Raw genomic sequence first — 14,412 nt, 5'->3', positions numbered from 1 at the left:
GCCACGGAACGCACACTCCGAACCTCCTCGCACACGCGGTACCTACCGTCGAGGGAGAGACGAGGAGGAGACGTGAAGTACATCAACTACGACGCGAGCCAGATCCTCACCGGAGACCTGATCGCGGACGCGGTCGCCGACTACGCAGCCGTCCTCGGAGCGAACTCGCGCACCGACACGATCACGGTGCCGAGCGTCGGTGACGACGGTTCGGTGTCGACGTCGATCCTGCTCGTCGGCCCGGCGAGCGAGCTCTGCGTGACGGTCGCCCCGGACGACGAGCTCGAGCCCGAGGACCCGGCGTTCATCCGTCGCCTGCGCGACGCGGCACGACGTGCGGGTCCAGCGCTCCCGGTGAACGCGGACGGTGGCACGCGCTTCCGCGGAGCCGAGCAGCCGTCGTCGTACGGCCCGGCCTGACACCCCGAAGGCACAGACGACGAACGCCGCCGGCGCTGGGCCGGCGGCGTTCGTCGTGTGTGGACCGGGAACCGTGTGAGCGGTTCCGGCGGGTTCGACCTAGGCGGCCAGGGCGAGCTCGCCCTTGCCGACGCGGCGCGCGAGCAGGATGGTCCGGCTCGACTCGCCCCGCCAGGAGCGGCCGGGTACGGTCCAGCCGGCCTCGCCGTCGATGTCCACGCGTGCGTCACGCGTGACGAACAGGCGCAGGTCGTCGGCCGCGATGCGGACGAGGTACTCGCGCTGCGAGCGGTCGTCGCGGACCGGGAACTCGGCGATGCGGTCGGGGGAGACGGTGGGGGCCGCGAGCGCGGTCCCGGAGATGGTGATGCGGTCGTTGCTGGTCATGGTGGTGCGGTACTTCCTGGTCGTTCGGCACCCGGCCGTGCTCTGGTCGGCGGACTCCGTGGTCCGGCACGACGCATCGGCTGCGGGTGCGCACGTCGTGTCTCGACGTGCTGCTCGTCCGTTCGGATCGAGCGGTGGTCTCGGTGGAATGCGACCCGGCGGGTCGGTACGAGACGTGCTGGTGTGCGCGAGTCAGATGGGTTCGCTGCAGTGCACCAAGGAGACACTATACGTCGCTTCGTCCGGAACGTCCAGCAAGACGGACGGGAGGCGCGGTGCGAGCGTGCACCGCGCCGTCCGTCCGGTGGGCCGTCAGTTCAGAGCGGGGGTGTCCTCCGGCACGACGCCGTCGCCGTACAGGTCGGTCGCCAGGTCGCGGAGCGCCCGCAGCGCGACGCGCTGCGTCAGCGGACCGTAGGAGATGCGGGCGACGCCGAGGGCCTCGTACTCGGCAGCCGGCAGGGCGCCCGGCAGTCCGATCACCGAGAGCTTGCCGCGACCGAGCCCGTCGACGAGTCGTTCGACCACGTCGCGCTGGATCGCACCCGGCACGAAGACGAGTGCGGCGCCGTTGTCGAGGAACGCCTTCCCGCGGGCGATGGCGTCCTCGATGCTCTCGTCGATCGGGCGGTCGCCACCCCGGGCGATCGCGTCGGTGCGGGCGTTGAGCTGGAAGGCGACGCCCTCGGCCTCGGCTGCGGCGGTGATCGCGGCGACGCGGGCGACGGCCTCGTCGAAGGGACGGAGTCGGTCCTCGACGTTCGCGCCGACGATCCCGGCGGCGATCGCGCGACGGATCGTCTCGGCCGGGTCCGCGTACCCGTCGTCGAGGTCTGCCGTGACGGGCAGGTCGGTCGCGGCGGCGACGGTCGCGGCGCCCGCGAGGGCCACGTCGAGCGGCATCCCGCCGTCGTCGTAGCCGTGGCTCGCGGCGATGGAGTGCCCGGCGGTCGCGATCGCCTTCGTCTCCGGCAGGTCGCTCACGACCTTCGCGCTGATCGCGTCCCACACGTTCACGACGCGCAGGATCTCGGGGGCTTCGTGCAGCTGCTTGAGGGTGGTCGCCTTGTCGGCGGTGCTCGTGCTCATGGTGCCGAACCTACGTGGGCGGGCCTCGGCACGCACGGGAGGTGACCGCTGGACGACGCGGGATGACGGCCGGACTCGCACCGGGCCTTCCGGTCGATGCATGCTGGGACGCATGGCTGACGACGAACAGGACCCGGTCGGCACGCTCCGCGGGGTCCGCACGAGCATCAAGTGGACGCGCTACGCGCCCGACGTGCTGCCGCTGTTCGTCGCCGAGATGGACCACGACGTGGCGCCGGCGATCCGGCAGGCACTGGTCGAGCGGGTGCAGCAGTCCGACCTCGGGTACCTGGACGGCCCCGGGCCGCTCGCGCCGGCGTTCGCGCAGTTCGCGCGCGACCGGTGGGGCTGGGCGGTCGACCCGGAGCGTGTGCACCTGGCGACGGACGTCAGCGTCGGGATCGTCGAGTCCCTGCGGCTCGCGCTCCCTGAGGGCGGACGCGTCGCGATCACCCCGCCGGTGTACCCGCCGTTCTTCGAGCTCGTCGAGGAAGCACGATGTCAGGTCGAGGAGGTCCCGCTGACCGAGCAGTGGGGCGTCTACCGGCTCGACCTCGCCGGGCTCGAGCGCGCCTTCGCCGACGGTGTCCGGGTGTTCCTGCTCTGCAACCCGCACAACCCGATGGGGCTCGTGCACGACCGGGCCGACCTCGAGGCGCTCGCCGAGCTGGCGGCGCGGTACGACGTGCTCGTCGTCAGCGACGAGATCCACGCGCCGCTCACGCACCCGGGGGTCCACTTCACCCCGTTCGCGATGGTCGCCGAGCAGCACGGCGCCCGCAGCGTCTGCGTGACGAGCGCGAGCAAGGGCTGGAACCTCGCGGGCGTGAAGTGCTCCGTCATGGTCGCGGGGGACGACCGGGCCGCGGCGCTCCTCGACACGTTGTGGGAGGAGGTCGCCTGCCGCACGAGCATCCTCGGGCTGCACGCGAACCTCGCCGCGTTCACCCTGGCGACGGACTGGCTCGACGACGTCGTCGCCCGCATCGTCGCGAACGAGCGGCTGCTCGGGTCCCTGCTCGCGGAGCACCTGCCCGGGGTCGTCTACACGCGGCCGCGGGCCGGCTACCTGGCATGGCTCGACTTCCGGGGGATCGGCCTCGGCGACGACCCGGCGGTGCCGCTCCGTGAGCACGCGTACGTGGCGCTGAACTCCGGGCTCGGCTTCGGCGCCCAGGGGCGGGGGTTCGCGCGGCTCAACCTGGCGTGCTCACCGGAGACCCTGCGCGAGGCCGTGCACCGCATCGCGGCGGCCTACCCGTCGAGCGCGCAGGAGGGGCTGGTCTGGCACGTCGCCTGAGCGGTCGGTCGCGCTCGGACGAGTCTCGCGCCCAGCGACCCGTCCCGGGCCCGGGCGCGCGAGGGACGTCGTTCAGCCCGAGCCTCACCGCGGGAGGACGCGCGCGGAGGAGCGCCGCGACGGCGTCAGTCGGACAGCTCGTCGACGTACTGGTTGCGGCCGACGACGCGGATGCGCAGGTCGTCGTCGCGGTCCATCGCGAGGAACTCCCGTGCGACCGGACCGACGGAGGACCAGCGGAGCACCTCGGTGATCGGGGTCCCCTCGATGAACACCTGCCACACGCCGCGCTCACGGACGGCCTGCACCTCGTACGTCGCCATGCGGCGAGCGTACCGGCTCACGGCAGGCGCTTCTCGTACCACCGCATGGTCGGGACGGTCCCGTCCGGCTTCGCCCAGTCCGCGGGAGACCGGTGGGTCAACCGCCAGCCGCGGCGCTCGTAGAGCCGCCACGCACCGGGGGTCTCCTCGGTCACGTCGAGCCGCAGGACCGGTGACGCCGCGGAGGCCTCGGCAGCCGCCAGCAGGGCGTCGGCGACGCCCTGCCCACGGTGGTCCGGGTGGACGACGAGTCGGGTGACCAGCGGTGCCGCGGCCGCGGCCGGAGCGGCCAGTCCGACGTGACCGACCACGCTGCCCGACGACCACGCGGTCCACGCCGAGCGGTGCCCGGGCGGGGTCAGCCACGTGACCGGATCGTCGGGCCAGTGCGCCGGGTAGCCGTCCTCGTCGTGCGTGCGCCGGAGCACCTGGACCAGGTGCTCCAGGTCATCGTCGCGGCGCGGTCGGATGTGCACGAGCGCGACGCTACCGGGTCGGGGTCAGACCAGGTCGAGCACCATGTGGACGTCCGCCCGGGCGTACGGGCTCGGCGCGATCTCGTCGTGTCCGAGGTGCCGGAAGCCGAACGCCTCGTACAGGTGCACGGCGCTCGCCAGGGCACTGTTGCTCTCGAGCGCGACCCGCTGCGCGCCGAGGGACCGGGCGCGGTCGAGTGCTGCGGCGATGAGCTTCCGCCCGGTGCCGTGCCCCTGGTGCACCGGCGAGACCGCCATCTTGACGAGCTCGAACACGCGCTCGTCCACGGGCATGATCCCGATGCAGCCGATGACCTCGTGGTCGAGCCGCGCGACGAACACCGCACCGCCGGGCTCGATGATGCGGCCGATCGGATCGCCGAGGATCGCGCGGTCCTCGTCCTCGAGCGTGAAGTACTGCTCGATCCACGCCTCGTTGAGGGTGCGGAACGCCGTGGCGTCGGCGGCGGTCTCGAACTCGGCGATGGTCAGCGTGGGCGTCTCGGGCACGGACCCATCCTCGACGAGGGATCTGATCGCGTCCAATACTCGTTCCCGCACATCGATAGGCTGCGTGCATGGATGTCGACCTGCGGCAGCTCCGGGCGTTCCTCGCCGTCGCCGACGAGTTGCACTTCGGGCGGGCCGCCGAGCGGCTGCGCATCGCCCAGCCCGCGCTCTCGCAGCAGATCCGACGGACCGAGCGTGACCTCGGGGTGGACCTGTTCGTCCGCACCTCGCGCAGCGTCGCGCTCACCGCCGCCGGTCGGGTGCTGCAGGGCCGTGCGCGCTCGCTGCTCGACCAGGCAGCGCGCGACCTGGACGAGGTCGTGCGGGTCGGACGCGGTGAGGCCGGACGGCTGGACGTCGGGTTCGTCGTCTCGGCGTTGCCCCTCGGTCCGATCGAGCGCGTGCAGGCCTTCCGGCAGCGGTACCCGCTCGTCCGCGTCGAACTCACCGAGGGCTACTCGTCGACGCTGCTCGCCCGCATCGTCCGCGGCGAGCTCGACCTGGCGGTGCTGCGCGACCCCGACCCGGACCCCGCCGTGCGGTTCCTGCCGTTCCGCTCCGAGCCCTTCGTCGCGGCGGTCCCGCACGGGCACCGGCTCGCGGAGCGGGCGTCGATCCGCGGCACCGAACTGGTCGACGACCCGTTCGTGTTCTTCCCGGCGATCGCCGGTGCGGTCGCGACCGAACGCAACCTCGCGCCCGTGGTCGTCGACGGACGGCGACCCGAGGTCGTGCAGGAGGCCACGACGTGGGCGACCGTGCTCCACCTGGTCGGAGCGGGGCTCGGTGTGACGATCGCCCCGGAGAGCGCAACCCTCGCGGCACCCGACACCGTCGTCCTGCTCCCGCTGCAGGACGACCCGCACCGCAGCGAGCTGGTCTGGGCCGTCCGCGTCGACGACGACCGCGAGATCCTCCGCAACTTCATCGCGGCCACCGAGCCCTGAGCTGTGCCCCGCCGCCGGGCCGGGGGTGCAATGCAGCGTCGAACCAGGTCCCCGACGTCGAACCAGGCGGCGTGGCTGGTTCGACGTCGGGTACGTGGTTCGATCCCCGCCCGCCGCCCGCCGCCCGCCGCCCGCCGCGGCCGCTGGAGCGGTCGCTCACCCGAGCGGCAGCACCGGTGCGCGCTGGTCGCCGAGTTCGTCCTCGTGCCACGGCCGCGCACCGCGGAGCGTCAGTCCGAGCTGCACCAGGACGAACGCCACGTGCGGCTCGACGTCCGGGTCCCACGGCCCCTCGACCCCGAGGCCGAGGGCGCCGAGCTCGTCGTCCGCCTCGTCGCGGATGCTGAGGCGCCAGCGCCCGTCGCCCTGTTCCTCGACGACGGCCCACCGCGCGGTGGCGAACCGGCTCACGCGGTCTTCGCCACGTCCTCGGTGAAGTTCCGCACGCGCCCGAGCAGGGCCTCGCCGCGCATCGCGATCGTCGCGGGCGGGTTGAGGTGCGGCGGGGCCGTCCGGATGAGCATCGAGCAGCCGAGGTCCTCGCAGATGTAGGACCCGATGGTGTTGCCGTTCCGGCCGGACTCACCGGCGCGGGCGGCGGAGAACAGGCGGACCTGCGTCGCCGGCTGCGGGGAGTGGCAGAACGAGCACATCGCGGCGATGCCCGGGCGGAGCGAACCGCCGGCGGAGCGGACGACGATGCCGACCGGGCGGTCGTCGATCCACGACACGATGTAGCCGCGTCGGGCGGCCTGCGGGTCGCGCCAGCCGAGGAACTCGCGCTCGTCCCACAGCATCTCGTGCAGCCCCGGGATGGGGAGCTGCTCGAGCTCGTCCGGGGTGGCGTTCACGAACGACGAACGGATGTCTGCTTCGGTCAGTGGCTTCACGGTGCCTGCCACCCTATGCCTCGCCCCCGACAGGCGTGACCGGTGGGCTCAGCGCAGCCGGGACGCACGGACCGCCCCGAGCGCGCTCGTCCCGTCCGCCACGAGCACCGCCCGGCGCAGGGCGTCGCGTCCGACGCGTCGGGCCGCCGCGTCGTCGGCGGCGAACTCGACGAGGACGCGCGTCGAGCGCGCCATGGCGCGCGCCCCGGGCACCCACGGGACCGCACGCTCGATCGACTCGGCGACCGCGACGGCCACCGCGTGGCGCTGCGTCAGGTGGGCGCGCTCGTGGGCGACCACGGCCTCCAGTTCGTCGGTCCGCAGCAGGTCGGCGAGCCCGGTGCTCACGAGCACACCGCCGGACCGACCGGGGACCGCGCAGGCGAGCGCGTGGTCCGCCTCGACCAGGGCGACGGTGGTGCCGTCGATCTGTCGGTGCGGAGCGGTGCCCGACCGCATGGCCTGCCGCACTGCCTCGTGCTCGGCGCCGGGACGGACCCGGACCGCGACGACGAACGCTGCCACGCCGAGGAGTGCGACGCCGAGGTTCAGGCCGTGCGTCGGGGACTCGGTGAGCCGGAAGGGGTCGAGCGGCCGGTCGGCCGCGACGACGAGGGCGACCCCGACGACGAATCCGACCACGCCGAGCAGGACCGCGACGGACCACGAGACCAGCGCCGTGCGTGGATGGTCGATCGTCCAGGCGGACCGGGTCAGGACGCGCGGGGCGACCACCACGACGACGAGGGCGAGGGCGATGAGGGCGACTCCGACGACGACCACTGCTCGGTTCCGGTCAGGAGCGGGCTCGGGCGTCGAGGGCGCGGCGCAGGACGTCGAGGTCGTCCGAGGCGAGCGATCCGGTGAACTGGAGCAGCGCGGCCTCGCGGTCCGACGCGGCGGCCAGCGCGTTCGACATCAGCGATGCCGTCTGCTGCTCACGGCTGTGCACGGCGCGGAAGGTCAGCGGGGCCTCGGCGTGCTCCTGCCGCTCGACCTGGCCCTTGCGTCCCAGGCGGTCGAGCACGGTCAGCACCGTGGTGAGCGCCGGACGCGGCTCCGGGAAGGCGTCCAGCACCTGCCGTGCCGTGCACCCGTCCACGACGCCGCGGTCGGCCGCAGCGCGCAGGGTCTCGAGGACCGCCTGCTCGAGCTGCCCACGGGGGCGCGATCGCTGTCCTGCCATCCCCGCATTCTACGAGACGTCGAAGGGTCGACCACGACACATGCCGGAAACGCGGGGTCGGTATGCTCGGGCCTGCACAACTCAACACCGGCCGCACACCCGCCGCGGGAGAGCCGAGCGCACGCGCACGGCACCGAAGGAGCAACCTCCCCGTCAATCTCTCAGGTCCCACACCGCAGCGGACAGGCCACTCTGAAAAGCAGACACGCGTCCCCGCCGGGCCCGCGCGGTGTCTCGCCCACGGTGAAAGCCGCCGGACCTCACGGGCCGCGGTGAAACTCTCAGGCCCATGACAGAGGGGGAGTTCCCACCCGACGACGGCCGTCGGGTCCTGCCGATGCCAGGAGAACTCCGTCATGCGTTCCTCCCCACTCGAGTCCGCGCACGAGGCTGCGGGCGCCACCTTCACCGACTTCGCCGGGTACCGGATGCCCGTGCGGTACTCGTCCGACCTCGCCGAGCACCACGCCGTGCGTCAGGCCGCGGGCGTCTTCGACCTGTCGCACATGGCCGAGGTCGGCGTCGTCGGCCCCGACGCCGTGCCGTTCCTCGACCACGCGCTCGCCGGGTCCTTCGGCGCGATGCCCGTCGGTCGCGCGAAGTACTCGCTGCTCCTCGCCGAGGACGGCGGGATCCTCGACGACCTCGTGGTCTACCGCACCGGCGAGGACGTCTTCCTCGTCGTGGCGAACGCCGCGAACCGCTCCGTCGCGGTCGACGCGCTCGTCGCGCGCTCGGGCGGCCACGACGTCGAGGTCACCGACGACTCGGACACCACCGCCCTCGTGGCGATCCAGGGTCCGGCCGCCGCAGGGACGCTCGACGCCCTGGTCGTCGCGGACCGCCTGCAGCCGGAGACCCCGCTCGACGAACTCCGGTACTACCGCGTGCTGCACGCGCTGTTCGACGGCGCCGAGGTCCTCGTCGCCCGGACCGGCTACACCGGCGAGGACGGCTTCGAGATCTACAGCGACACCGACGTCGCGTCGTCGATCTGGGACGCCCTGCTCGAGACCGGCGCCGACCGCGGTGTCGTGCCCGCCGGGCTCGCCGCGCGGGACACCCTGCGGCTCGAGGCCGGGATGCCGCTCTACGGGCACGAACTGTCGACCGAGGTGCGACCCGCCCAGGCCGGTCTCGGTCGGGTCGTCGCGACCTCGGGCTCGTTCGTGGGGGACGCCGGCGTGGCGCCCGCCCCCGGCGCCCGCGTGCTCGTCGGCCTCGTGACCGAGGGACGCCGTGCGCCGCGCGCCGGGTACGACGTCGTGCACGACGGGCAGGTCGTCGGCACCGTCACGTCCGGGGCGCTCTCGCCGACGTTGGGACACCCCGTCGCCATGGCCTTCGTCGATCCGACCGTGGCCGGTGAGGGACAGCTCCTGCACATCGACGTGCGCGGGACCGCGATCCCCAGCACCGTCACCCCCTTCCCCTTCTACCGCCGCACTCCGAGAGGCTGATCCCGTGACCGACCAGACCGCACTGCAGTACACCGCCGACCACGAGTGGATCCTCGTCGAGGGCGACACCGTGACCGTCGGCATCACCGACCACGCCGCCGAGCAGCTCGGGGACGTCGTCTACGTCGAGCTCCCCGCCGTCGGCACCACCACGACCGCCGGCGAGCAGATGGGCGAGATCGAGTCGACCAAGAGCGTCGGCGAGCTCTTCGCCCCGATCGAGGGCGAGGTCGTCGCGATCAACGACGCCGTGGTCGACGCCCCCGACACCGTCAACCAGGACCCGTTCGGCGCCGGCTGGCTCGTGAAGCTCAAGGTCGAGGGCACCTCCTTCCCCGAGGACCTGATGGACCACGACGCGTACCGGGCGTCCCTCGCATGACCGGCGCGCAGCAGAACCTCCAGACGTCCTTCGCCGACCGGCACATCGGCACGACGAGCGCCGACCAGCAGGTCATGCTCGACGTGGTCGGGCAGCCGTCCCTCGACGCCCTCGTCCGCGCGGCGATCCCGGAGTCGATCCACGCCGCGCCCACCACCGACACGGTCGTCCCCGCGGCCGTCGGTGAGACCGAGGCGCTCGCCGAGCTCCGCGCGAAGGCCGGGCGGAACACCGTCCGTCGCGCCATGATCGGCCTCGGCTACCACGGCACCCACACGCCCGCGGTGATCCAGCGGAACGTGCTCGAGAACCCGAGCTGGTACACGGCGTACACGCCCTACCAGCCGGAGATCTCGCAGGGCCGACTCGAGGCGCTCATCAACTTCCAGACGATGGTGTCCGACCTGACCGGCATGGCCACCGCCGGCGCGTCGATGCTCGACGAGGGCACGGCCGTGGTCGAGGGCATGCTCCTCGCCCGTCGTGCGTCGAAGGTCAAGGGCGACGCGTTCCTGGTGGACGCCGACCTGCTGCCGCAGACCCGCGCGCTGCTCGACCACCGTGCCGACGCGGTCGGGATCGCCCTGCGCGAGTTCGACGCGGCGACCGGGCCCAGCGACGACGACCTGGACGGCGCCTTCGGCGTGATCGTGCAGTACCCCGGTGCCTCCGGGCGCGTGGTCGACCCCTCGACGACCATCGAGCGCGTGCACGCCGGTGGCGGCATCGCCGTGGTCGCGGCCGACCTGCTCGCGATGACGCTCCTGGCGAGCCCGGGCGACCTGGGTGCCGACGTCGCCGTGGGCACGAGCCAGCGCTTCGGCGTCCCGCTCGGCTTCGGCGGCCCGCACGCCGGGTACCTCGCCGTCCGTGCCGGACTCGAGCGGCAGCTGCCCGGCCGGCTCGTCGGCGTCTCCTTCGACGCCGACGGACAGATGGCCTACCGGCTGAGCCTGCAGACGCGTGAGCAGCACATCCGTCGCGAGAAGGCCACGAGCAACATCTGCACCGCGCAGGTCCTGCTCGCCGTGATGGCCTCGATGTACGCGGTCTACCACGGCCCCGAGGGGCTGCGCTTCATCGCGGACCGCGTGGCCCGGACGACCTCGGCGCTCGCCGACGTCGCCCGTGCGGCGGGGCTCGAGGTCGTGCACGAGCACTGGTTCGACACCCTGACCCTGCGGGCTCCCGGGCGCGCGGCAGCGATCGTCGACGCCGCGCGCGACGCCGACCGCCTGCTCCACCTGATCGACGCCGACACCCTCCAGCTGTCGGTGGACGAGACGACCGCACCCGAGGACGTGACGGCGCTCGCCGACGTGTTCGGGGCGGTGGACGTGACCGTCCCGTCGACCGAGGGCGCCGTGCGCGACGCGGCCACGGGCCTCCCGTCCGACCTGCTGCGCAGCAGCGAGTACCTGACGCACCCCGTGTTCAGCGCACACCGCAGTGAGACCCGCATGATGCGGTACCTCAAGCACCTGGCCGACAAGGACTACGCGCTCGACCGCGGCATGATCCCGCTCGGCAGCTGCACCATGAAGCTCAACGCGGCGACCGAGATGGCGGCGGTCACCTGGCCCGAGTTCGCGAACGTGCACCCGTTCGCCCCGCGCGAGGACGTCGAGGGGTACCTCGACATGATCGGCGACCTGGAGACCTGGCTGGCCGAGGTCACCGGGTACGACACGGTCTCGTTGCAGCCGAACGCCGGCAGCCAGGGCGAGCTCGCGGGGCTGCTCGCGATCCGGGGCTACCACCGGTCCCGCGGTGACGTCGACCGCACGGTGTGCCTCATCCCGTCGAGCGCCCACGGCACGAACGCCGCGTCCGCCGTCCTCGCCGGCATGAAGGTCGTCGTCGTGGCCTGCGACGAGGACGGCAACGTCGACCTCGCCGACCTCCGTGCCAAGACCGCGCAGCACGCCGACACCCTCGCCGCGCTGATGATCACCTACCCCTCGACGCACGGCGTGTACGAGCACGACGTCCGCGAGGTCTGCGACGCCGTGCACGAGGCCGGTGGCCAGGTGTACGTCGACGGTGCCAACCTCAACGCACTGCTCGGGCACGCCCGGTTCGGCGACTTCGGCGGCGACGTCTCGCACCTCAACCTGCACAAGACGTTCTGCATCCCGCACGGCGGCGGCGGCCCCGGCGTCGGCCCGGTCGCGGCGAAGGCGCACCTCGCGCCCTTCCTGCCGGCGCACGCCTTCGCCCAGGACCCGGACCGGCGACCCGGATCGACCTCGGACGGGCGACTCGCCCACGCCGGTGGGCCGGTCTCCGCAGCGCCCTACGGCAGCCCGAGCATCCTGCCGATCACCTGGACCTACGTCCGGATGATGGGACTCGAGGGCCTCACCCGGGCGACCGAGGCCGCGGTCCTCGGTGCGAACTACATCGCCGCGCGGCTCCGTGACGCGTTCCCCGTGCTCTACACGGGGGAGTCGGGGCTCGTCGCCCACGAGTGCATCCTCGACCTGCGCCCCCTGCGCGAGTCGTCCGGCATCACGGTCGACGACGTCGCGAAGCGCCTGGTGGACTACGGCTTCCACGCCCCGACGATGTCGTTCCCGGTCGCCGGGACGCTCATGGTCGAACCGACCGAGAGCGAGGACCTCGCCGAGCTCGACCGCTTCGTCGACGCGATGCTGGCCATCCGTGCCGAAGCGGCAGCCGTCGAGCGGGGGGAGTGGCCGGCGGACGACAACCCGCTCGTGCACGCCCCGCACACCGCGGCGTCCGCGATCTCGGGGGAGTGGACGCACCCGTACACGCGGGAGCAGGCCGTCTACCCCGTCCCCGGGATCAGTGCGCGGAAGTACTGGCCACCGGTCCGCCGGATCGACCAGGCGTACGGCGACCGGAACCTGGTCTGCGCGTGCCCGCCGATCGAGGCGTTCGCCTGATCAGGCCCGCCGCCCGTGTCACACGGCGGCGGTCCCACCCCTGAGCGCGTAGCGTGTGCCCTGTCCGGAGATCCGGGCAGGGCACACGTGCGCCAGGGGGTGTGCGCCGACGGTTCCGGACAGCGGGATGTCGGAGCGCTCCACCTCCGTCCGAGGGCTGCTCGGCTAGCCCATCGCTGTGCGCTCGTGCAACAACTTCGTTGCAGAAGCAACAAACCCGCTCGCGCCTCGTCAGGGCGACCGAATCTTGCATCCTCCCGCAACGATCCTGCAACTTGGTTTCCGGTTTGTAACCGATGGCCGCAGGGTTTGGTCGGCGGTCGGGGCACTGCCTACAGTGCAAGGACAAACGCGCCCGGCAGCACCTCTGTGCCTGGCGCGTCCCATGCACCAGGAGGAACCTTGATCAAGAAGCGCGCTGGGCTCTCTGCCCTCGCCGTGCTCGGGGCCACAGCAATCGCCCTGACCGGCTGCTCCAGCAACGGAAGCGGCAACGGCGGTGACTCGGGCTCGACGAACGCGTCCGGGATCGTCACCACGAACGGCTCCGAGCCCCAGAACCCGCTCATCCCCTCGAACTCCACCGAGACCGGTGGCGGCAAGATCATCACGTCGATCTTCGAGGGCCTCGTCTCGTACGACGCCGACGGCAAGCCGGTGAACGAGGTCGCGAAGAGCATCGACACCGATGACTCCAAGACCTACGACATCACGCTGAACACGGGCTACACCTTCACCAACGGCGAGAAGGTCACGGCCGAGTCGTTCACGAAGGCGTGGAACTGGGCTGCCCAGAAGTCGAACGCGCAGGGCGCGAGCTACTTCTTCGAGAACATCGAGGGCTACGACGCCGACAAGGACTCGGAGCTCACCGGGCTCAAGGTCAAGAGCGACGACGAGTTCACCGTCACGCTGAAGTCGGCGCAGTCGGACTTCCCGCTGTCGCTCGGCTACTCGGCCTTCATGCCGCTCCCCTCGGCGTTCTACGACGACACCAAGGCGTTCGGTGAGAACCCGATCGGCAACGGCCCGTACAAGCTCGACGGCAAGGGTGCGTGGACGCACAACCAGTCGATCAAGCTCGTCACCAACGAGGACTACGCCGGCAAGCGCAAGCCGAAGAACGGTGGTCTGACGATCACGTTCTACACCTCGCAGGACACCGCCTACGCGGACGTGCAGGGTGGCAACCTCGACGTGCTCGACGCCATCCCGGACGCTGCCTTCGCGACGTACAAGTCGGACTTCCCCGACTCGAACGCGAACCAGGCCGCGGCGATCTTCCAGGGCTTCTACCTGCCCTACTACCTCGACCACTGGAAGGGCGAGGAGGGCAAGCTCCGTCGCGAGGCCCTGTCGATGGCGGTCAACCGCAAGCAGATCACCGACAAGATCTTCGACGGCACCCGCACCCCGGCCAAGGACTTCACCTCCCCGGTCATCGCCGGCTGGAACGGTGACCTCAAGGGCTCCGACGTCCTCGACTACAACCCGTCCGAGGCCAAGAAGCTCTGGGCGCAGGCCAACGAGATGTCGCCGTACGACGAGACGCTCACCATCGCCTACAACGCCGACGGCGGCCACGAGGCATGGGTGACCGCGGTCACCAACTCGATCTCGAACACGCTCGACATCAAGGCCGAGGGCAAGGCGATCCCGACCTTCCAGGAAGCGCTCGACGCCCAGACGCAGGACAAGCTCACGGGCGGTAGCCGCACCGGTTGGCAGGCCGACTACCCGTCGCTGTACAACTTCCTCGGCCCGACCATGGGTGAGGGCTCGTCCAGCAACTACGCGCGCTACGACTCGGCCGAGTACAACGAACTGCTCGCCAAGGGCCGTTCCGCCTCGACCGTCGAAGAGGGCAACAAGTACTTCGACCAGGCCCAGGAGCTCCTGTTCCAGGACCTGCCGGAGATCCCGCTGTGGTACTCCAACGTGACCGGCGTCTGGTCGGCCGACAACGTGAAGAACGTCAAGTTCGGTTGGGACTCCGTGCCGCTGTACTACGACATCGAGGTCACCAAGTAACACCGGTGTCACCGCGGTCGAGCACCGCGGAGACACATCGCGAGCAGGTATCCTGCTCCGCGGCCACCGGACGGGGGTCCGGAGACCACACGGTCTCCG

General features: G+C 71.8%; 16 protein-coding genes and 1 riboswitch. Of the genes, 7 read left to right on the top strand and 9 right to left on the bottom strand.

Annotated elements, in window-relative coordinates:
* Window positions 1-72 precede the first annotated feature (72 nt).
* Entirely contained in the window at window positions 73-420 is a 348-nt protein-coding gene (locus ACIQFY_RS09070) for a hypothetical protein (protein WP_400339522.1), read from the top strand.
* Window positions 421-519: 99 nt separating this feature from the next.
* Here ACIQFY_RS09070 and ACIQFY_RS09065 read toward each other — a convergent pair whose 3' ends face one another.
* On the bottom strand, window positions 520-807 hold the full coding sequence (locus ACIQFY_RS09065) for a hypothetical protein (protein WP_066652736.1): 288 nt from the start codon (window positions 805-807) through the stop codon (window positions 520-522).
* 312 nt (window positions 808-1,119) lie between these two features.
* Window positions 1,120-1,896: an isocitrate lyase/phosphoenolpyruvate mutase family protein gene (locus ACIQFY_RS09060; RefSeq protein WP_066652738.1), complete on the bottom strand. Its 777-nt coding sequence runs from the start codon at window positions 1,894-1,896 to the stop codon at window positions 1,120-1,122.
* A gap of 112 nt (window positions 1,897-2,008) precedes the next feature.
* On the opposite strand from ACIQFY_RS09060, the gene ACIQFY_RS09055 reads away from it, so the two are divergent.
* A complete protein-coding gene (locus ACIQFY_RS09055; protein WP_326495694.1) occupies window positions 2,009-3,196 on the top strand; it encodes an aminotransferase class I/II-fold pyridoxal phosphate-dependent enzyme in 1,188 nt (395 codons plus the stop codon).
* A 125-nt stretch (window positions 3,197-3,321) separates the two neighbouring features.
* On the opposite strand, the gene ACIQFY_RS09050 is transcribed toward ACIQFY_RS09055, so the two are convergent.
* The 3 genes from ACIQFY_RS09050 to ACIQFY_RS09040 are packed head-to-tail and all read right to left on the bottom strand — an operon-like array spanning window position 3,322 to window position 4,505.
* Window positions 3,322-3,519, bottom strand: coding sequence for a hypothetical protein (locus ACIQFY_RS09050; protein WP_209683687.1), 198 nt, complete (start codon window positions 3,517-3,519; stop codon window positions 3,322-3,324).
* 17 nt (window positions 3,520-3,536) lie between these two features.
* Window positions 3,537-3,995, bottom strand: coding sequence for a GNAT family N-acetyltransferase (locus ACIQFY_RS09045; protein WP_326495695.1), 459 nt, complete (start codon window positions 3,993-3,995; stop codon window positions 3,537-3,539).
* Between the two features lie 24 nt (window positions 3,996-4,019).
* Window positions 4,020-4,505, bottom strand: a complete 486-nt coding sequence (locus ACIQFY_RS09040) for a GNAT family N-acetyltransferase (protein ID WP_400339517.1) — start codon at window positions 4,503-4,505, stop codon at window positions 4,020-4,022.
* Window positions 4,506-4,573: 68 nt separating this feature from the next.
* Here ACIQFY_RS09040 and ACIQFY_RS09035 point away from each other — a divergent pair, with 68 nt between their 5' ends.
* Window positions 4,574-5,452, top strand: a complete 879-nt coding sequence (locus ACIQFY_RS09035; RefSeq protein WP_400339514.1) for a LysR substrate-binding domain-containing protein — start codon at window positions 4,574-4,576, stop codon at window positions 5,450-5,452.
* A gap of 156 nt (window positions 5,453-5,608) precedes the next feature.
* On the opposite strand, the gene ACIQFY_RS09030 is transcribed toward ACIQFY_RS09035, so the two are convergent.
* Genes ACIQFY_RS09030 through ACIQFY_RS09015 form a run of 4 tightly spaced genes read right to left on the bottom strand, consistent with a single transcriptional unit; the run spans window position 5,609 to window position 7,528 of the window.
* A complete protein-coding gene (locus tag ACIQFY_RS09030) occupies window positions 5,609-5,863 on the bottom strand; it encodes a hypothetical protein (RefSeq protein WP_209683676.1) in 255 nt (84 codons plus the stop codon).
* A complete protein-coding gene (locus tag ACIQFY_RS09025) occupies window positions 5,860-6,342 on the bottom strand; it encodes an FBP domain-containing protein (RefSeq protein ID WP_081985224.1) in 483 nt (160 codons plus the stop codon). Before ACIQFY_RS09025 ends, ACIQFY_RS09030 begins: the two co-directional genes overlap by 4 nt.
* A 48-nt stretch (window positions 6,343-6,390) precedes the next feature.
* On the bottom strand, window positions 6,391-7,125 hold the full coding sequence (locus ACIQFY_RS09020; protein ID WP_209683672.1) for a M56 family metallopeptidase: 735 nt from the start codon (window positions 7,123-7,125) through the stop codon (window positions 6,391-6,393).
* A gap of 13 nt (window positions 7,126-7,138) precedes the next feature.
* Window positions 7,139-7,528, bottom strand: coding sequence for a BlaI/MecI/CopY family transcriptional regulator (locus tag ACIQFY_RS09015; RefSeq protein ID WP_066652757.1), 390 nt, complete (start codon window positions 7,526-7,528; stop codon window positions 7,139-7,141).
* Window positions 7,529-7,623: 95 nt separating this feature from the next.
* Window positions 7,624-7,714: riboswitch (glycine riboswitch) on the top strand.
* 170 nt (window positions 7,715-7,884) lie between these two features.
* Here ACIQFY_RS09015 and gcvT point away from each other — a divergent pair.
* The 4 genes from gcvT to ACIQFY_RS08995 all read left to right on the top strand — a co-directional run bounded on the left by gcvT (window position 7,885) and on the right by ACIQFY_RS08995 (window position 14,313).
* Window positions 7,885-8,988 (top strand): glycine cleavage system aminomethyltransferase GcvT, encoded by a 1,104-nt coding sequence (gene gcvT, locus ACIQFY_RS09010; protein WP_251159886.1) that lies wholly within the window; start codon window positions 7,885-7,887, stop codon window positions 8,986-8,988.
* Window positions 8,989-8,992: 4 nt separating this feature from the next.
* Window positions 8,993-9,370: a glycine cleavage system protein GcvH gene (gene gcvH / locus ACIQFY_RS09005; RefSeq protein ID WP_066652768.1), complete on the top strand. Its 378-nt coding sequence runs from the start codon at window positions 8,993-8,995 to the stop codon at window positions 9,368-9,370.
* Window positions 9,367-12,282 (top strand): aminomethyl-transferring glycine dehydrogenase, encoded by a 2,916-nt coding sequence (gene gcvP, locus ACIQFY_RS09000; protein WP_400339508.1) that lies wholly within the window; start codon window positions 9,367-9,369, stop codon window positions 12,280-12,282. The genes gcvH and gcvP overlap by 4 nt, the downstream gene beginning before the upstream one ends.
* Before the next feature lie 402 nt (window positions 12,283-12,684).
* Window positions 12,685-14,313, top strand: coding sequence for an ABC transporter substrate-binding protein (locus tag ACIQFY_RS08995; protein WP_066652772.1), 1,629 nt, complete (start codon window positions 12,685-12,687; stop codon window positions 14,311-14,313).
* Window positions 14,314-14,412 lie beyond the last annotated feature (99 nt).

The sequence above is a fragment of the Curtobacterium sp. NPDC092190 genome (genome assembly GCF_044755625.1).
Classification (GTDB): Bacteria; Actinomycetota; Actinomycetes; order Actinomycetales; family Microbacteriaceae; genus Curtobacterium.
This window is presented reverse-complemented; position numbering and strand designations above follow the sequence as displayed.